This is a genomic window from Roseivivax jejudonensis, assembly GCF_900172265.1.
GTDB lineage: Bacteria > Pseudomonadota > Alphaproteobacteria > Rhodobacterales > Rhodobacteraceae > Roseivivax > Roseivivax jejudonensis.
Genome location: NZ_FWFK01000001.1, coordinates 906,921 through 920,478, shown reverse-complemented (window position 1 = coordinate 920,478; position 13,558 = coordinate 906,921). Strand labels below are relative to the sequence as shown.

Annotated in this window: 14 protein-coding genes; 8 read left to right on the top strand and 6 right to left on the bottom strand. The window is 68.1% G+C overall.

All coding sequences use genetic code 11. From position 1 onward, the window contains the following. The first annotated feature begins 88 nt into the window (after positions 1–88). Positions 89–1,084 carry a complex I NDUFA9 subunit family protein gene (locus ROJ8625_RS04505; protein ID WP_085790622.1) on the top strand — a complete coding sequence of 332 codons (996 nt, stop codon included), beginning with the start codon at positions 89–91 and terminating at the stop codon, positions 1,082–1,084. Positions 1,085–1,108: 24 nt separating this feature from the next. On the opposite strand, the gene ROJ8625_RS04500 is transcribed toward ROJ8625_RS04505, so the two are convergent. After that, the gene (locus tag ROJ8625_RS04500; protein ID WP_085790621.1) at positions 1,109–1,369 is read right to left on the bottom strand and encodes a DUF6455 family protein; all 261 of its coding nucleotides are present in this window, start codon (positions 1,367–1,369) and stop codon (positions 1,109–1,111) included. Between the two features lie 93 nt (positions 1,370–1,462). Next, on the bottom strand, positions 1,463–2,197 hold the full coding sequence (locus ROJ8625_RS04495) for a M48 family metallopeptidase (RefSeq protein ID WP_085790620.1): 735 nt from the start codon (positions 2,195–2,197) through the stop codon (positions 1,463–1,465). Between the two features lie 117 nt (positions 2,198–2,314). Between ROJ8625_RS04495 and ROJ8625_RS04490 the strand changes: the two genes are divergently transcribed. The 4 genes from ROJ8625_RS04490 (at position 2,315) to ROJ8625_RS04475 (ending at position 4,346) form a co-directional block, all read left to right on the top strand. Next, positions 2,315–2,698, top strand: coding sequence for a thiol-disulfide oxidoreductase DCC family protein (locus tag ROJ8625_RS04490; RefSeq protein WP_085790619.1), 384 nt, complete (start codon positions 2,315–2,317; stop codon positions 2,696–2,698). Between the two features lie 9 nt (positions 2,699–2,707). Then, positions 2,708–2,944, top strand: coding sequence for a DUF8831 family protein (locus ROJ8625_RS04485; protein WP_085790618.1), 237 nt, complete (start codon positions 2,708–2,710; stop codon positions 2,942–2,944). 122 nt (positions 2,945–3,066) lie between these two features. Beyond that, a complete protein-coding gene (locus ROJ8625_RS04480) occupies positions 3,067–3,645 on the top strand; it encodes a nitroreductase family protein (protein WP_085790617.1) in 579 nt (192 codons plus the stop codon). Next, on the top strand, positions 3,642–4,346 hold the full coding sequence (locus tag ROJ8625_RS04475; protein WP_085790616.1) for an EI24 domain-containing protein: 705 nt from the start codon (positions 3,642–3,644) through the stop codon (positions 4,344–4,346). Before ROJ8625_RS04480 ends, ROJ8625_RS04475 begins: the two co-directional genes overlap by 4 nt. Here the strand turns inward: ROJ8625_RS04475 and ROJ8625_RS04470 are convergent. After that, positions 4,300–4,596, bottom strand: coding sequence for a DUF1467 family protein (locus ROJ8625_RS04470; RefSeq protein WP_085790615.1), 297 nt, complete (start codon positions 4,594–4,596; stop codon positions 4,300–4,302). The genes ROJ8625_RS04475 and ROJ8625_RS04470 overlap by 47 nt on opposite strands. Next, positions 4,596–5,000 carry a methylmalonyl-CoA epimerase gene (gene mce, locus ROJ8625_RS04465; protein WP_085790614.1) on the bottom strand — a complete coding sequence of 135 codons (405 nt, stop codon included), beginning with the start codon at positions 4,998–5,000 and terminating at the stop codon, positions 4,596–4,598. Before mce ends, ROJ8625_RS04470 begins: the two co-directional genes overlap by 1 nt. A 157-nt stretch (positions 5,001–5,157) precedes the next feature. Between mce and ROJ8625_RS04460 the strand changes: the two genes are divergently transcribed. Beyond that, positions 5,158–5,874, top strand: a complete 717-nt coding sequence (locus ROJ8625_RS04460; protein WP_085790613.1) for a response regulator — start codon at positions 5,158–5,160, stop codon at positions 5,872–5,874. A gap of 236 nt (positions 5,875–6,110) precedes the next feature. On the opposite strand, the gene aspS is transcribed toward ROJ8625_RS04460, so the two are convergent. Next, positions 6,111–7,886, bottom strand: a complete 1,776-nt coding sequence (aspS, locus tag ROJ8625_RS04455) for an aspartate--tRNA ligase (protein ID WP_085790612.1) — start codon at positions 7,884–7,886, stop codon at positions 6,111–6,113. A gap of 165 nt (positions 7,887–8,051) precedes the next feature. Here aspS and ROJ8625_RS04450 point away from each other — a divergent pair, with 165 nt between their 5' ends. Then, complete coding sequence (locus ROJ8625_RS04450; protein ID WP_085790611.1) at positions 8,052–9,293, top strand: SAM-dependent methyltransferase; 1,242 nt, start codon at positions 8,052–8,054, stop codon at positions 9,291–9,293. Between the two features lie 3 nt (positions 9,294–9,296). On the opposite strand, the gene bchJ is transcribed toward ROJ8625_RS04450, so the two are convergent. Further along, positions 9,297–9,923, bottom strand: coding sequence for a bacteriochlorophyll 4-vinyl reductase (bchJ, locus tag ROJ8625_RS04445; RefSeq protein ID WP_159456718.1), 627 nt, complete (start codon positions 9,921–9,923; stop codon positions 9,297–9,299). Between the two features lie 280 nt (positions 9,924–10,203). Here bchJ and carB point away from each other — a divergent pair, with 280 nt between their 5' ends. Continuing rightward, positions 10,204–13,545 carry a carbamoyl-phosphate synthase large subunit gene (gene carB / locus ROJ8625_RS04440; protein WP_085790609.1) on the top strand — a complete coding sequence of 1,114 codons (3,342 nt, stop codon included), beginning with the start codon at positions 10,204–10,206 and terminating at the stop codon, positions 13,543–13,545. Positions 13,546–13,558: the final 13 nt, after the last annotated feature.

Genomic DNA, 13,558 nt, shown 5'->3' with positions numbered 1-13,558 from the left:
ATGGTGCGGCGCGGCGGCGGCTTGTCCGGGCGGACCGGCGCCGATACATAGCGGGTCAACGCAGGCGCCAGACGAAAGTGAGACCGAGATGCCCTACGCGAAGCTCGTCACCATCTACGGCGGATCCGGCTTCATCGGGCGCTACATCGCGCGTCGCATGGCGCAGCTGGGCTGGCGCGTCCGCGTGGCCGTGCGCCGCCCCAACGATGCGATCTGGGTGCGCCCCTACGGCGTGGTCGGCCAGGTCGAGCCGGTCTTCTGCAACATCCGCGACGACGAAAGCGTGCGCGACGTGATGCGCGGCGCGGACGCTGTGGTGAACTGCGTCGGGCTGCTTGCCGAGGTCGGCAAGAACACCTTCGAGGCGGTGCAGACCGGCGGCGCGGAGCGCGTTGCGCGGATCGCGACCGAGCTCGGGGTTCCGAACCTCGTTCAGATTTCGGCCATCGGCGCGGACGACTCGGCGCGAAGCGCCTACGCGCGGACAAAGGCCGCCGGCGAACGGGCGGTGCGCGAGGCCTATCCGAACGCGGTGATCCTGCGGCCCTCGATCGTCTTCGGACCCGAGGACGAGTTCTTCAACCGGTTCGCCGGGATGGCGAAGATGGGGCCGATCCTGCCCGTCGTCGGGGCCGGTACCCGGTTCCAGCCGGTCTATGTCGATGACGTCGCGGCAGCGGCCGTGAAGGGCATCCGCGGCGAGGCCGAACCGGGAACCTACGAACTGGGCGGGCCGGACGTGAACACGTTCCGCGAGCTGATGGTCTACATGCTGAGCGTGATTCGGCGCCGCAAGCTGATCGTGAACATCCCGTTCTGGATCGCCTCGATGATGGGCGGGGCGTTCGGCCTGCTCCAGCGGATGAGCTTCGACCTCATCTCGGCGCCGTTGACCGCGGATCAGGTGGCGAACCTGCGCCGCGACAACGTGGTATCGGGCGATGCCAAGACCTTCGCGGATCTCGGGATCGAGCCGATGTCGCTCGAGGCGGTCGTGCCGGACTATCTGTGGCGGTTCCGCCCGTCCGGCCAGTATTCCGACATCAAGGAATCGGCCCAGTACCTGCGCGACAACCGCAACTGACACGCTGACGGACGGGCGCGTGCGTCAGTCGTCGGGCGAGAGGCGCGCGAACAGGTCGGCGTTCCTGCAATACTCGGGCGGGGCCGGTTGTGGCGCGGCCATCTTGGCGAGCCAGCTTTCGCAGGCATAGGGCTGGCTGCATCCGGCGCAGGCCAGGACCGCGTCGTTGATCTCGGGGATCTGAACGTCTCCGCGCAGCGCGCGTTCCTCGAGGTCGATGCCCAGCGTGTCGGACATGCGGTCCACCAGCGCGGCGTGGCGTTTCAATACATCGCGGCTCAGCATGGTCGGCATCCTCCGGTCGATCTGACGAGGCGGAGCATGCCGGGCCGGGGTCGCGCGCGCCTTGATCTGGGTCAAGGCGCCCGAACGGCACGGTCAGAGGCGCGCGGCGGTCCGGCGCACCACGTCGATCCGGGCCGAGTTCGGCGGATGGGTCCCGAGGAAGCGGTTTCCGGGATCCGGAATTCGGGTGAAGAACCGCGCGCCGTTGATCGGATCGTAGCCGGACCGTTTCGTGATGATCGTGCCGAGCTGGTCGGCCTCCAGCTCGAATTCCTTGGAGTAGCTGCGCGCGCCGACCGCGGCGCCGAAGCGCTCGGCGGATCGCACGGCTTCTTCGCCTGCGCCGGTCATCGCGGCGAGACCCGAGAACACGACCGCGCCGACCGCCGCGTTCTGCTGGCTCCGCGCGAGATGGCCGAGGATGTGGTGCGAGGCCTCGTGTCCCATGACGAAGGCGAGTTCGTCCGCATTCTCGACCGACGCGATGAGCGCGAGGTTGAACGCGAGGATCGGCCGCCCGGCGCGGTCGACGGTCTGGAACGCGTTCGGCGGCTGCCCGGGCCGGTCATCGACGACGATGATGAAGTTGCAGTTCTGCTGCGGGGACACGCGGCGGCACTCGGCCTCGGCGAGTGGTTCCACCGTGCGCGTCACCTCGACGAAGGTGCGCGCCGCCGCCTGTGCGCGGGCATCCGTCGGCGGACCGGCGGCGGTGCGGGTCTCGGGCCGTGGTGCGCTCTGCGGAGAGCTACCTCCCGGGCTCTGCTGCACGTAGATCGGCGCACAGGCTGCGAGGAGGGCGAAGAGAAAGGGCAGGATCCAGCGCATGGGCGGCTCCGTCGTCGCGAAGGCTATAGCTTCCAGACCTATTCCCCGCTCTGGTGCGGGGCCACACCTTTTTGATCACGTCTTGGCGCATGCGTCCGCGCGGCTACGTCATATGCCATGACGCGCGCTCTGACCGTGATCTACAACGACACCTGCCCGATCTGCGCCCGCGAGGTCGCCGGCTACAAGCGGATGACCGCGGACGATCCCGACATCGGCTATCGCGGCCTTTCGGAGGGCGAGCTGTCCGACTTCGGGTTGACGAAACGGGATGCAGCGCGCCGCTTTCACGTGTTGGAGGACGGCACGCTCTACGATGGCGTTCCGGCCTTTACCCGCGTGTGGCGGCGAATCCCACGCCTGCGCTGGCTGGCCCGCGTGATCGAAACGCCGGGCGTGCGCCAGGTGGCGGACATTCTCTATGACTACGCAGCGGCGCCGGCGCTCTTTGCCCTGCATCGCCGGCGCGAGAGGCTAGGCAAGGCCGTGCACCGCGGCTAGGCTCGGGACATGTTCAGTGTAGAGCACGATTTCGACGCCACCGTCGTCACCCTCGTCGACGAAGGCGCGGCGCCCCTGCAGGAAGACGTGATCGTCAACTCCTTCGAGGAGTGCATCACCGTCGAGCAATACGATCCGCGCACCGACAGCGTGAGCCGAATCACCCTGTCGATCAGCCAGATGCGCGACCTCGCCGCGGCGATCCAACTGCCCGAGGGCGTCTATTCGCGCACGAAGTCCCGCTGATCCGGACCGGAACCGCGCGGCCTGTCGTTGAATTGGCGCGCCGCGACGGTGGGCCGGAAGCGCTTGAAACCCAAGCGCCGATTGCCGAAGTAGCGGCACAGGGGTTTCAAGGATGATTTGGCATGCCGCACCGCAACGACGCCGCACTCGACTTCCTGCTGACCCGGCGGTCGCGGCCGGCCAAGACGCTGAGGGCGCCCGCGCCCGATGACGAAAGCCTGCGCGAAATGCTGACCGCCGCGGCGCGATCGCCCGATCATGGCAAGCTGGAGCCCTGGCGATTCCTCGTGCTGCGCGAACCGGCGCTGGCACGGCTGGCCGAAGCGGCGCTCGACCGCGCCGAGACGCTCAAGCTCGGGGCGGAGCAGGCGGCCAAGGGCCGCGCGCAATTCGCCGACAGCCCGCTCTGCGTCGCGGTGGTCGAGATCCAGCGCGAATCGGCCAAGATCCCGCCGATCGAACAGACCTATTCCGCCGGCGCGGTCTGCCTCGCGCTGTTGAACGCGGCGCTGGCGGCCGGATGGGGCGCCAACTGGCTGTCGGGGTGGGTGGCGCATGACCGGGGCTTCGTTGCCGGGCATCTCGGCCTCGAGGCGAACGAGCGCATCGCCGGGTTCGTGCATATCGGAACCGAGGGATCGGTGCCGCCCGAGCGTCCGCGCCCCGACATCGAGGCGATCACCACCTGGGTCGAGGCATGATCGTCGGCGCGTTCCTGCGCTCTCTGGGCCAGCTGGCGGAGGATCGGCGCTTTCGCCGCGTTCTCTACCTCGGTCTCGCGCTGACGGTCGCGCTTCTCTTCGTGTTCTATGCCGCGTTCCTGTGGCTCGTGGGCTGGCTATCGCCCGAGACGCTGACCCTGCCGCTCATCGGCGAGGTCCGGTGGATCGACGATCTGCTGAGCGCCGGGTCGATCCTGCTGATGCTCCTGATGTCGATCTTTCTGATGGTGCCGGTCGCGTCGGCCATCACCTCGATGTTTCTCGACGAGGTCGCGCAGGCGGTGGAGGACCGGCACTACCCGGCGCTGCCACCGGCCGGGCGCGTGCCGTTCACCGACCAGGTGCGCGACACGCTGGGCTTTCTCGGTGTCCTGATCGCGGCGAACCTCGCCGCCTTCGTGATCTACCTGATGCTGCCGCCGCTCTCGCCACTGATCTTCTGGGCGATGAACGGCTACCTCCTCGGTCGGGAATACTACACGCTGGCCGCGATCCGGCGCGTCGGACGAGAGAAGGCGATGATCCTGCGCCGGCGCCATGGCGGCGTCATCTGGGTCGCGGGGATCCTGATGGCGCTGCCGCTATCGGTTCCGGTGGTGAACCTGCTGGTGCCGATCCTCGGCGCCGCGACCTTCACCCACCTGTTTCACGGACTTCAGGCCCGGGCCCCATCCGGTTGAAGAAATCGATGTCGCGGACGCTGATGACCCCCGACACGATGATGCCCGCCACGATCACCCACAGCACGGCCGCGACGACGGTCGTGATCCAGGCCTTGCGCCCGAGATTGTGCACCTCGGGCGAGGCCGAGTGCGTTCCCGGAACGACCTCCCCGGCGTCGCCCTGGGTGGTGAGCCGGATCGGAATGGCGATCAGGAAGATCAGGAACCAGAAGACCGCGTAGAGAACGATGGCCGAGGCGATGGACATCAGACCTGCTCCAGCTCGACGAGGCACCCGTTGAAATCCTTCGGGTGCAGGAACAGCACCGGCTTGCCATGCGCGCCGATCTTCGGCTCGCCTGAGCCCAGCACGCGGGCGCCCTGCGACTTCAACCGGTCGCGCGCGACCAGGATGTCGTCCACCTCGTAGCAGACGTGATGAATCCCGCCGGAGGGATTCTTGTCGAGAAAGCCGCGAATCGGGCTGTCCTCACCCAGCGGGTAGAGCAGCTCGATCTTGGTGTTGGGCAGCTCGATGAAGACGACGGTCACGCCGTGATCGGGCTCGTCCTGCGGCGCGCCGACCGACGCCCCGAGCGTGTCGCGATATTGCGCCGCGGCCGCCTCGAGATCGGGCACCGCGATGGCAACATGGTTCAGCCGGCCGATCATGATGGGTCTCCTCGTCCTCGCGCCGCAATGGCGGGGATATGCACCGCCGCGCGCGTCAGGTGCAAGCGTCCGCCCTGCGGCCATTAACCGCCCATTCACGACCGGCGCCCACAATAGGGATCATGTTGGTTCATAACGAACGCAAGAGGAGGCCAGAATGGACAGCCCGACGGACACTTTCGCATCCCTGCGTCCGACCGCCCGGCGGCCGCTGCTCGGGCTGACGGTGCTGCTGGTCGAGGACAGCCGCTACGCCAGCGACGCGCTGCGTCTCATCTGCGTGCGCTCGGGCGCCCGGCTGCGTCGCGCCGACTGCCTGCGGTCGGCCCGCCGGCATCTTTCGGTCTATCGCCCGTGCGTGGCGATCATCGACATGGGCCTGCCCGACGGGTCCGGCGCCGAGCTGATCGCCGAACTCGCCGCGGCGGTGCCGCGGGTGCCGGTCCTCCTGGGGATCAGCGGCGACCCGGCGGCCGAGGCGGCCGCACGAGACGCCGGCGTTGACGGCTTTCTCGGGAAACCGCTGGACGGCGTGGCGGCGATCCAGGCGCAGATCCTCGCGCATCTGCCGGCCGACCGGCGGCCGACGGGGCCGCGGCACGCCGATGCCGGACGCGTCGATCCGGATCCGCTCGCCTATTTCGACGATATCGCTCACGCGGCGACCGTGCTCGGCGCCGCGCCGGACCGTGGGCGTACCGACTATGCCGCCCGCTTCCTGCTCGGGGTGGCGCGCAGCGCCGGGGACACCCGCCTCGCCGAGCGCGCGGCCCGGCTCGTGGACGCGGAGGCGCGCGGCGAGCCTGTGGAAGAGATGCGGCGGGGCCTGTCGGCGCTCGTGGCCGAGCGCATGCGCGACGCCGTTCCGGTCTGATCCTGGCGGCGGGGCCGCGTGGCGCACTGGTGGAGCGAGGGGCGCTGCCCCTCGCGCTCCCCGGAGTATTTCGACCAAGAAGAAGATGGGGCGGCTGGTACGGGCCGGCCCCACGCCGTTCGGACAGCGGAGCGTTTGCAGGCGCTGACGCCTCGGCGGGTCGCCCGCCCGGAGTCCGGCCGGGGCGGCCGGCGGACCTTTTGGCCCGATGGCCTGACGGGGCGGTGGCGGGAGGGTTATTCCTCAGGCATCACGCGCAGGCGCAGCTCCATAAGCTGCTCGGGCGCGGGTTCGGACGGGGCGGCCATCATCAGGTCCTCGGCGCGCTGGTTCATCGGGAACATGATGACCTCGCGGATATTCTCCTCGTCGGCGAGCAGCATGACGATACGGTCGATCCCGGCCGCGCAGCCGCCGTGCGGCGGCGCGCCGAAGCGGAACGCGCCGACCATCCCGCCGAAGCGGCGACGCACCTCTTCCTCTCCGTAGCCGGCAAGCTCGAAGGCCTTGAACATCAGGTCGAGCCTGTGGTTCCGGATCGCGCCGGAAACGAGTTCGTAGCCGTTGCAGGCGAGGTCGTACTGGTAGCCCTTGACCTGCAGCGGGTCGCCGTCGAGCGCCGCGATCCCCCCCTGCGGCATCGAGAAGGGGTTGTGGGAGAAGTCGATGTCGCCGCTTTCCTCGTCGGCCTCGTACATCGGGAAATCGACAATCCAGGCGAAGGCGAAGCGGTCGGTGTCGGTCAGGCCGAGTTCGTCGCCGATCGTGACGCGGGCGCGGGCGGCGACGCGCTCGAAGCTCGCCGGCTTGCCGCCGAGAAAGAACGCCGCGTCGCCGACGCCGAGGTCGAGTTGCTGACGGATCGCCTCGGTGCGCTCGGGGCCGATGTTCTTGGCCAGGGGGCCAGCCGCCTCGATCTCTCCGTCCTTGTCGCGCCAGAAGATGTAGCCCATACCCGGCAGCCCTTCCTTCTGGGCGAAGGCGTTCATGCGGTCGCAGAACTTGCGGCTGCCGCCGCCAGGCGCGGGGATGGCGCGGATCTCGGTGCCGTCCTGTTCCAGGAGCTTGGCGAAGATCGCGAAGCCGGAGCCGCGGAAATGGTCGGACACCACCTGCATGCGGATCGGGTTGCGCAGGTCGGGTTTGTCCGTTCCGTACCATAGAGCGGCGTCGGCGTACGAAATCTGCGGCCAGTCGGCGTCGACCTTGCGGCCGCCGCCGAACTCCTCGAACACGCCCTGGATCACCGGCTGTATCGTGTCGAAGATGTCCTGCTGCTCGACGAAGCTCATCTCCATGTCGAGCTGGTAGAAGTCGGTGGGCGAGCGGTCGGCGCGCGGATCCTCGTCGCGGAAGCAGGGCGCGATCTGGAAGTAGCGGTCGAACCCCGAAACCATGATCAGCTGCTTGAACTGCTGCGGGGCCTGCGGCAGCGCGTAGAACTTGCCGGGGTGCAGACGCGAGGGCACGAGGAAGTCGCGGGCGCCCTCGGGCGACGACGCGGTGATGATCGGCGTCTGGTATTCACGGAAGTCCTGGTCCCACATCCGCTTGCGCAGGCTTTGCACGACGTCCGAGCGCAGGGTCATGTTGCGCTGCATCGCCTCGCGCCGCAGGTCGAGGTAGCGGTAGCGCAGGCGGGTTTCCTCCGGGTATTCCTGATCGCCGAAGACGATGAGCGGCAGCTCCTCGGCGGCGCCCAGCACTTCGACGTCGCGGATGTAGACCTCGATCTCGCCGGTGGGCAGGCGCGGGTTCACGAGGCTTTCGTCGCGGGCCTTCACCACGCCGTCGATGCGCACGCACCATTCCGAGCGGATCCGCTCGACCTCGGCGAAGACCGGGCTGTCGGGGTCGCAGAGCACCTGCGTGATGCCGTAATGGTCGCGCAGGTCGACGAAGAGCACGCCACCGTGGTCGCGGATGCGGTGGACCCATCCGGCGAGGCGCACCTCCTGCCCGACATGGTCGCGGCGGAGATCGGCACAGGTGTGGCTGCGATAGGCGTGCATGTCGGATCTGCCTTTCGGATTGGCGCGAAGTCAGGCGCCGATACACAGGCGATGCAGTCCGAAGTCAAGCGAAGGTCCGTGCGATTTGTCGCATGTGTAAGTTTGCCCTAACATCCTGTGAGACCGGCGGGGTCCGTAGTGTCAAGCTGAATGAAGGGGGTGGCAATGTGGGAATCTGTCGTGGACCGCATGCTGCGGCGCTTGGTGGTCCTGGGCGAACTGACCGTGGAATGGCCGGACGGATCGGTGACGCGATACGGCCGGCCGGAGCAATTCGCCGCGCGGGCGCGCATCGCCGACCGGGCGATGGCGCGGGCGCTGTGCCTGTCGCCGGTGCTCGCGCTGGGCGAGGGATACATGGATGGGCGCATCGAGGTCGCCGACAACGAGCTTTTCGATCTCGTGGCGCTTCTGGTGCGCAACCGCGAGCGCGGCGGGGCGATGCCGAAATGGGTGAGCGCGGTACAGGCGTGGCGCAATATGGCCAAGACCTTCGCGCTGCGAAACACGCCGGGCAGCGCGCGGCGCAACGTGGCGCATCACTATGATATCTCCGACGACCTCTACCGGCTCTTCCTCGACCGCGACATGCAGTACTCCTGCGCTTATTTCGAGCGGCCGGACATGACGCTGGACGAGGCGCAGGAGGCCAAGAAGCACCATATCGCCCGCAAGCTCCGGATCGAGCCGGGGATGCGCGTTCTCGATATCGGCTGCGGCTGGGGCGGCATGGCGCTGACGCTGGCGCGCGACTACGGCGCGCACGTGACGGGAGTGACGCTGTCGTCGAACCAGCATCGCACGGCGCAGGCGCGCGCGGCCGAGCAGGGCGTGTCGGAGCGCACGGACTTCCGGCTTCAGGATTATCGTGACGTGACCGAGCGGTTCGACCGGATCGTGAGCGTCGGCATGCTCGAGCATGTCGGGCCGCCGCAGTTCCCGACCTACTTCGACAAGGTCGGCGAACTTCTGGACGAGGACGGCATCGCGCTCATCCACACGATCGGGCTGACCGGTCCGCCGTCACCGACCTCGCCGTGGATCCTGAAATACATCTTCCCGGGCGGATACGTTCCGGCCTTGTCGGACCTCGCCGGTCCGCTGGAGAATGCCGGGCTCTGGACCGCGGACATCGAGGTGCTGCGCGGCCACTACGGTCCGACACTGCATCACTGGCGCGAGCGGTTCGAGTCGAACCTGCCCCGCGTGCTCGAGATGTACGACGAGCGCTTCGTGCGGATGTGGCGGTTCTACCTTGCTGCCTGCGAGACGGCGTTCGAGGAACAGCACCAGGCGGTCTACCAGCTTCAGCTGTCGAAGAAGCAGTACGCGGTGCCGCGGACGCGCGGCTACCTCTATGCCGACGCTGCCGCACGCGGGCGGAGCTGGGCGCAGGCGGCGCAGTAGCGCTCAGATCGGATCGGCGTCGGGGGCGAGTGTCAGCGCGAAGACGCAGGCATCGGCCCCGGCGGCGCAGCACTGCGTTTCGCGGCATTCGAAATCGCGGTGCACGAGCCGCTGGAACATGTGCTCGAAGAACGCCGCCTGGAAGTGGCAGCTGGGTTGGTCGGAGCGGATCTGCATCGCGAGCGGGTTCTTGAACACGAGAAATCGCCCGGTCGTCTGGATCGAGAAGACGCCGGATCCCGCGAAGGCCCGGGCATTCTGGCGGGCGGAGCGGCCGACGAGCCACGCCGCGACCGGCCAGGGCATGTTCTCGAGGAGGAGCCGGGCGCGCGCACTGACCCGGTCCGTGACCACGGCCTCGGCGGCGACGCGGCCGGCGCGGTCCATCAATTCGGGCCAAAGCACCGGCCAGGCGTCGTGCACGCTCGCATGGAGCCGCGCGACCTTGCCCTCCGGCACGGAATCGTCGGCCGGCGGGGCGGCGGAGAAGCCGGCTTCGGCGAAGACCTTGTCGCGCGCGCCGGTGCCGAACACGTCGTCGAGGATCTGATGCAGCGGCAGCACGAAGGCCGCGCTCATCATTCCGGCGGAATGATGGGTCCAGAACAGCCCTGTGGACGTCGAGGTCATCGTATCCCTTCGGTGCCCGGTTCGGCGCATCGCTGGCGGGCCGCACGCCGCGACGGAGGGATGCCCCCGCGGGCCGGCCATGCGCCGCATCGCGGCTATCATACCCGCGACGCGTGGAATGTCTCAAAATATATACACTCAAGGTGTCAGAAAAAAATGACATATCGTGGCGCCGGCATGTCGGCGACGGACGGTCGTCGCGAGGGGTTGAACCCCATCAAGCCTTGTCTATAACCCACGCCAATTTGCGCGGACCCCAGGCGCTGCAGCGAGGATCCCGATGCCCAAGAGAACCGACATCTCGTCCATCATGATCATCGGGGCGGGACCGATCATCATCGGCCAGGCCTGCGAATTCGACTATTCCGGCGCGCAGGCGTGCAAGGCGCTGCGCGAGGAGGGCTACCGGGTCATCCTCGTGAACTCGAACCCGGCGACGATCATGACCGATCCCGGGTTGGCTGACGCCACCTATATCGAGCCGATCACGCCCGACACGGTCGCCAAGATCATCGAGACCGAGCGGCCCGACGCGCTCTTGCCGACGATGGGCGGACAGACCGGGCTGAACACCGCGCTGAAGCTCGAGGAGATGGGCGTACTGGAGCGGTTCGGCGTCGAGATGATCGGCGCGAACCGCGAGGCGATCGAGATGGCCGAGGACCGGGCGCTCTTCCGCGAGGCGATGGACCGGATCGGACTGGAAAACCCGAAAGCCACGATCGTGACGGCGCCCAAGGCCGAGCGCGGCGGGGTCGACCTGAAGGCCGGGGTGCAGATCGCGCTCTCCGAGCTCGAGCATATCGGCCTGCCGGCGATCATCCGGCCGGCCTTCACCCTCGGCGGCACGGGCGGCGGCGTGGCCTACAACCGCGAGGATTTCGAGTACTACTGCCGCTCGGGCATGGACGCCTCGCCCACCGGCCAGATCCTGATCGACGAGTCGCTGCTGGGCTGGAAGGAATTCGAGATGGAGGTCGTGCGCGACCGCGCCGACAACGCCATCATCGTCTGCGCCATCGAGAACGTCGATCCGATGGGCGTGCACACGGGCGATTCGATCACCGTGGCACCGGCGCTGACACTGACCGACAAGGAATACCAGATCATGCGCAACGGCTCGATCGCCGTGCTGCGCGAGATCGGCGTGGAGACCGGCGGGTCGAACGTGCAGTGGGCGGTGAACCCCGACGACGGCCGCATGGTCGTGATCGAGATGAACCCGCGGGTGTCGCGATCCTCCGCGCTGGCATCGAAGGCGACAGGTTTCCCGATCGCCAAGATCGCCGCGAAGCTGGCGGTGGGCTACACGCTCGACGAACTCGACAACGACATCACCAAGGTCACGCCCGCGTCGTTCGAGCCGACCATCGACTACGTCGTCACCAAGATCCCGCGCTTTGCGTTCGAGAAGTTTCCGGGCGCCGAGCCGGTGCTGACCACCGCGATGAAGTCTGTGGGCGAGGCGATGGCGATCGGCCGGACCATCCACGAATCGCTGCAGAAGGCGCTGGCTTCGATGGAGACCGGTCTGTCGGGCTTCGACGAGATCGAGATCCCGGGGATCGGCGAGGGCGCGGATCATGCCGCGGTGGTCAAGGCATTGTCGACCCCGACGCCCGACCGGATGCGGCTGGTGGCGCAGGCCATGCGGCACGGGTTGTCGGACGACGACATCTTCGCGGTCACGAAATTCGATCCGTGGTTCCTCGCCCGGATCCGCGAGATCGTGGATGCGGAGGCCGGCGTGCGCGCCGATGGCCTGCCCAACGATGCCGAGGGACTGCGCGCGCTCAAGATGATGGGCTTTTCCGACATGCGGCTGGCGGCGCTCACCGGTCTCGACGAGCACGAGGTGCGCGCGCGGCGCCACGCGCAGGGCGTGACGGCCGTGTTCAAGCGCATCGATACCTGCGCGGCGGAGTTCGAGGCGCAGACGCCCTACATGTATTCGACCTACGAGGCACCGATGATGGGCGAGGTCGAGTGCGAGGCGCGGCCGTCCGCCGCCAAGAAGGTGGTGATCCTCGGCGGCGGGCCGAACCGGATCGGCCAGGGCATCGAGTTCGACTATTGTTGCTGTCACGCCTGTTTCGCGCTGACCGGCGCGGGCTACGAGACCATCATGGTCAATTGCAATCCCGAGACGGTGTCGACGGACTACGACACCTCGGACAGGCTCTACTTCGAGCCGCTGACCTTCGAGCACGTGATGGAGATCCTGCGCGTCGAGCAGGAGCGCGGCACGCTGCACGGCGTGATCGTGCAGTTCGGCGGGCAGACGCCGCTGAAGCTCGCCAACGATCTCGACGCCGCAGGGATCCCGATCCTCGGAACGACGCCCGACGCGATCGACCGCGCGGAGGATCGCGAGCGGTTCCAGGACCTCGTGAACAAGCTTGGCCTGCGCCAGCCCAAGAACGGCATCGCGTCGTCCGAAGCGCAGGCCATCGGCATCGCCGAGGAGATCGGCTTTCCGCTGGTGATCCGGCCCTCCTACGTGCTCGGCGGGCGCGCGATGGAGATCGTCCGCGACGCCCAGCACCTCGAGCGCTACATCCGCGACGCGGTGGTGGTGTCGGGCAAGAACCCGGTCCTGCTCGACAGCTACCTCGCCGGCGCAGTGGAGCTCGACGTCGACGCGCTCTGCGACGGGACATCGGTGCATGTCGCGGGCATCATGCAGCATATCGAGGAGGCCGGCGTGCATTCCGGCGACAGCGCCTGTTCGCTGCCGCCCTACTCGCTTCCGGGCGAGATCGTCGAGGAGGTCAAACGACAGGCGGAGGCGCTGGCGCTCGAACTCGGCGTCGTCGGGCTGATGAACGTGCAGTTCGCGGTGAAGGACGGCGTCGTCTACCTCATCGAGGTGAACCCGCGGGCCTCGCGCACGGTGCCGTTCGTCGCCAAGGCCACCGACAGCGCCATCGCGTCGATCGCCGCGCGGGTGATGGCGGGCGAGCCGCTGTCGTCCTTCCCGCTGCGCGCGCCGTACCCGGCAGACACCGACTACGACACGGTGCTGCCGCTGGCGGACCCGATGACGCTGGCCGATCCGGACATGCCGTGGTTCTCGGTCAAGGAGGCGGTGCTGCCCTTCGCGCGCTTCCCCGGCGTCGATACCGTGCTCGGGCCCGAGATGCGCTCGACCGGCGAGGTGATGGGGTGGGACCGGTCGTTTCCGCGTGCCTTCCTCAAGGCGCAGATGGGCGCCGGCACGCACCTGCCCGAGGCGGGCGCGGTGTTCCTGTCGATCAAGGACGCGGACAAGGGACCGCTCCTGGCCGAGGTGGCGGGGCTGCTGCACGAGCTCGGCTTCACCATCGTCGCGACCGCCGGCACCGCGTGGTTCGTGCGCGACCAGGGCCTGCCCTGCGAGATCGTCAAGAAGGTCTACGAGGGCCGGCCCAACATTGTCGACCGCCTGAAGGATGGCGACATCCAGCTGGTGCTGAACACCACCGAGGGCGCCGCGGCGCTGTCGGACAGCCGCGAGATCCGCTCGGTCGCGCTCTACGACAAGATCCCGTATTTCACCACGCTCGCCGGTGCGCATGCCGCGGCGCTCGCCATGAAGGCGCGGGGCGAGGGTGAGCTGGTGGTGAAGGCGCTGCAGGGCTGAGCGCGGCGCCCGG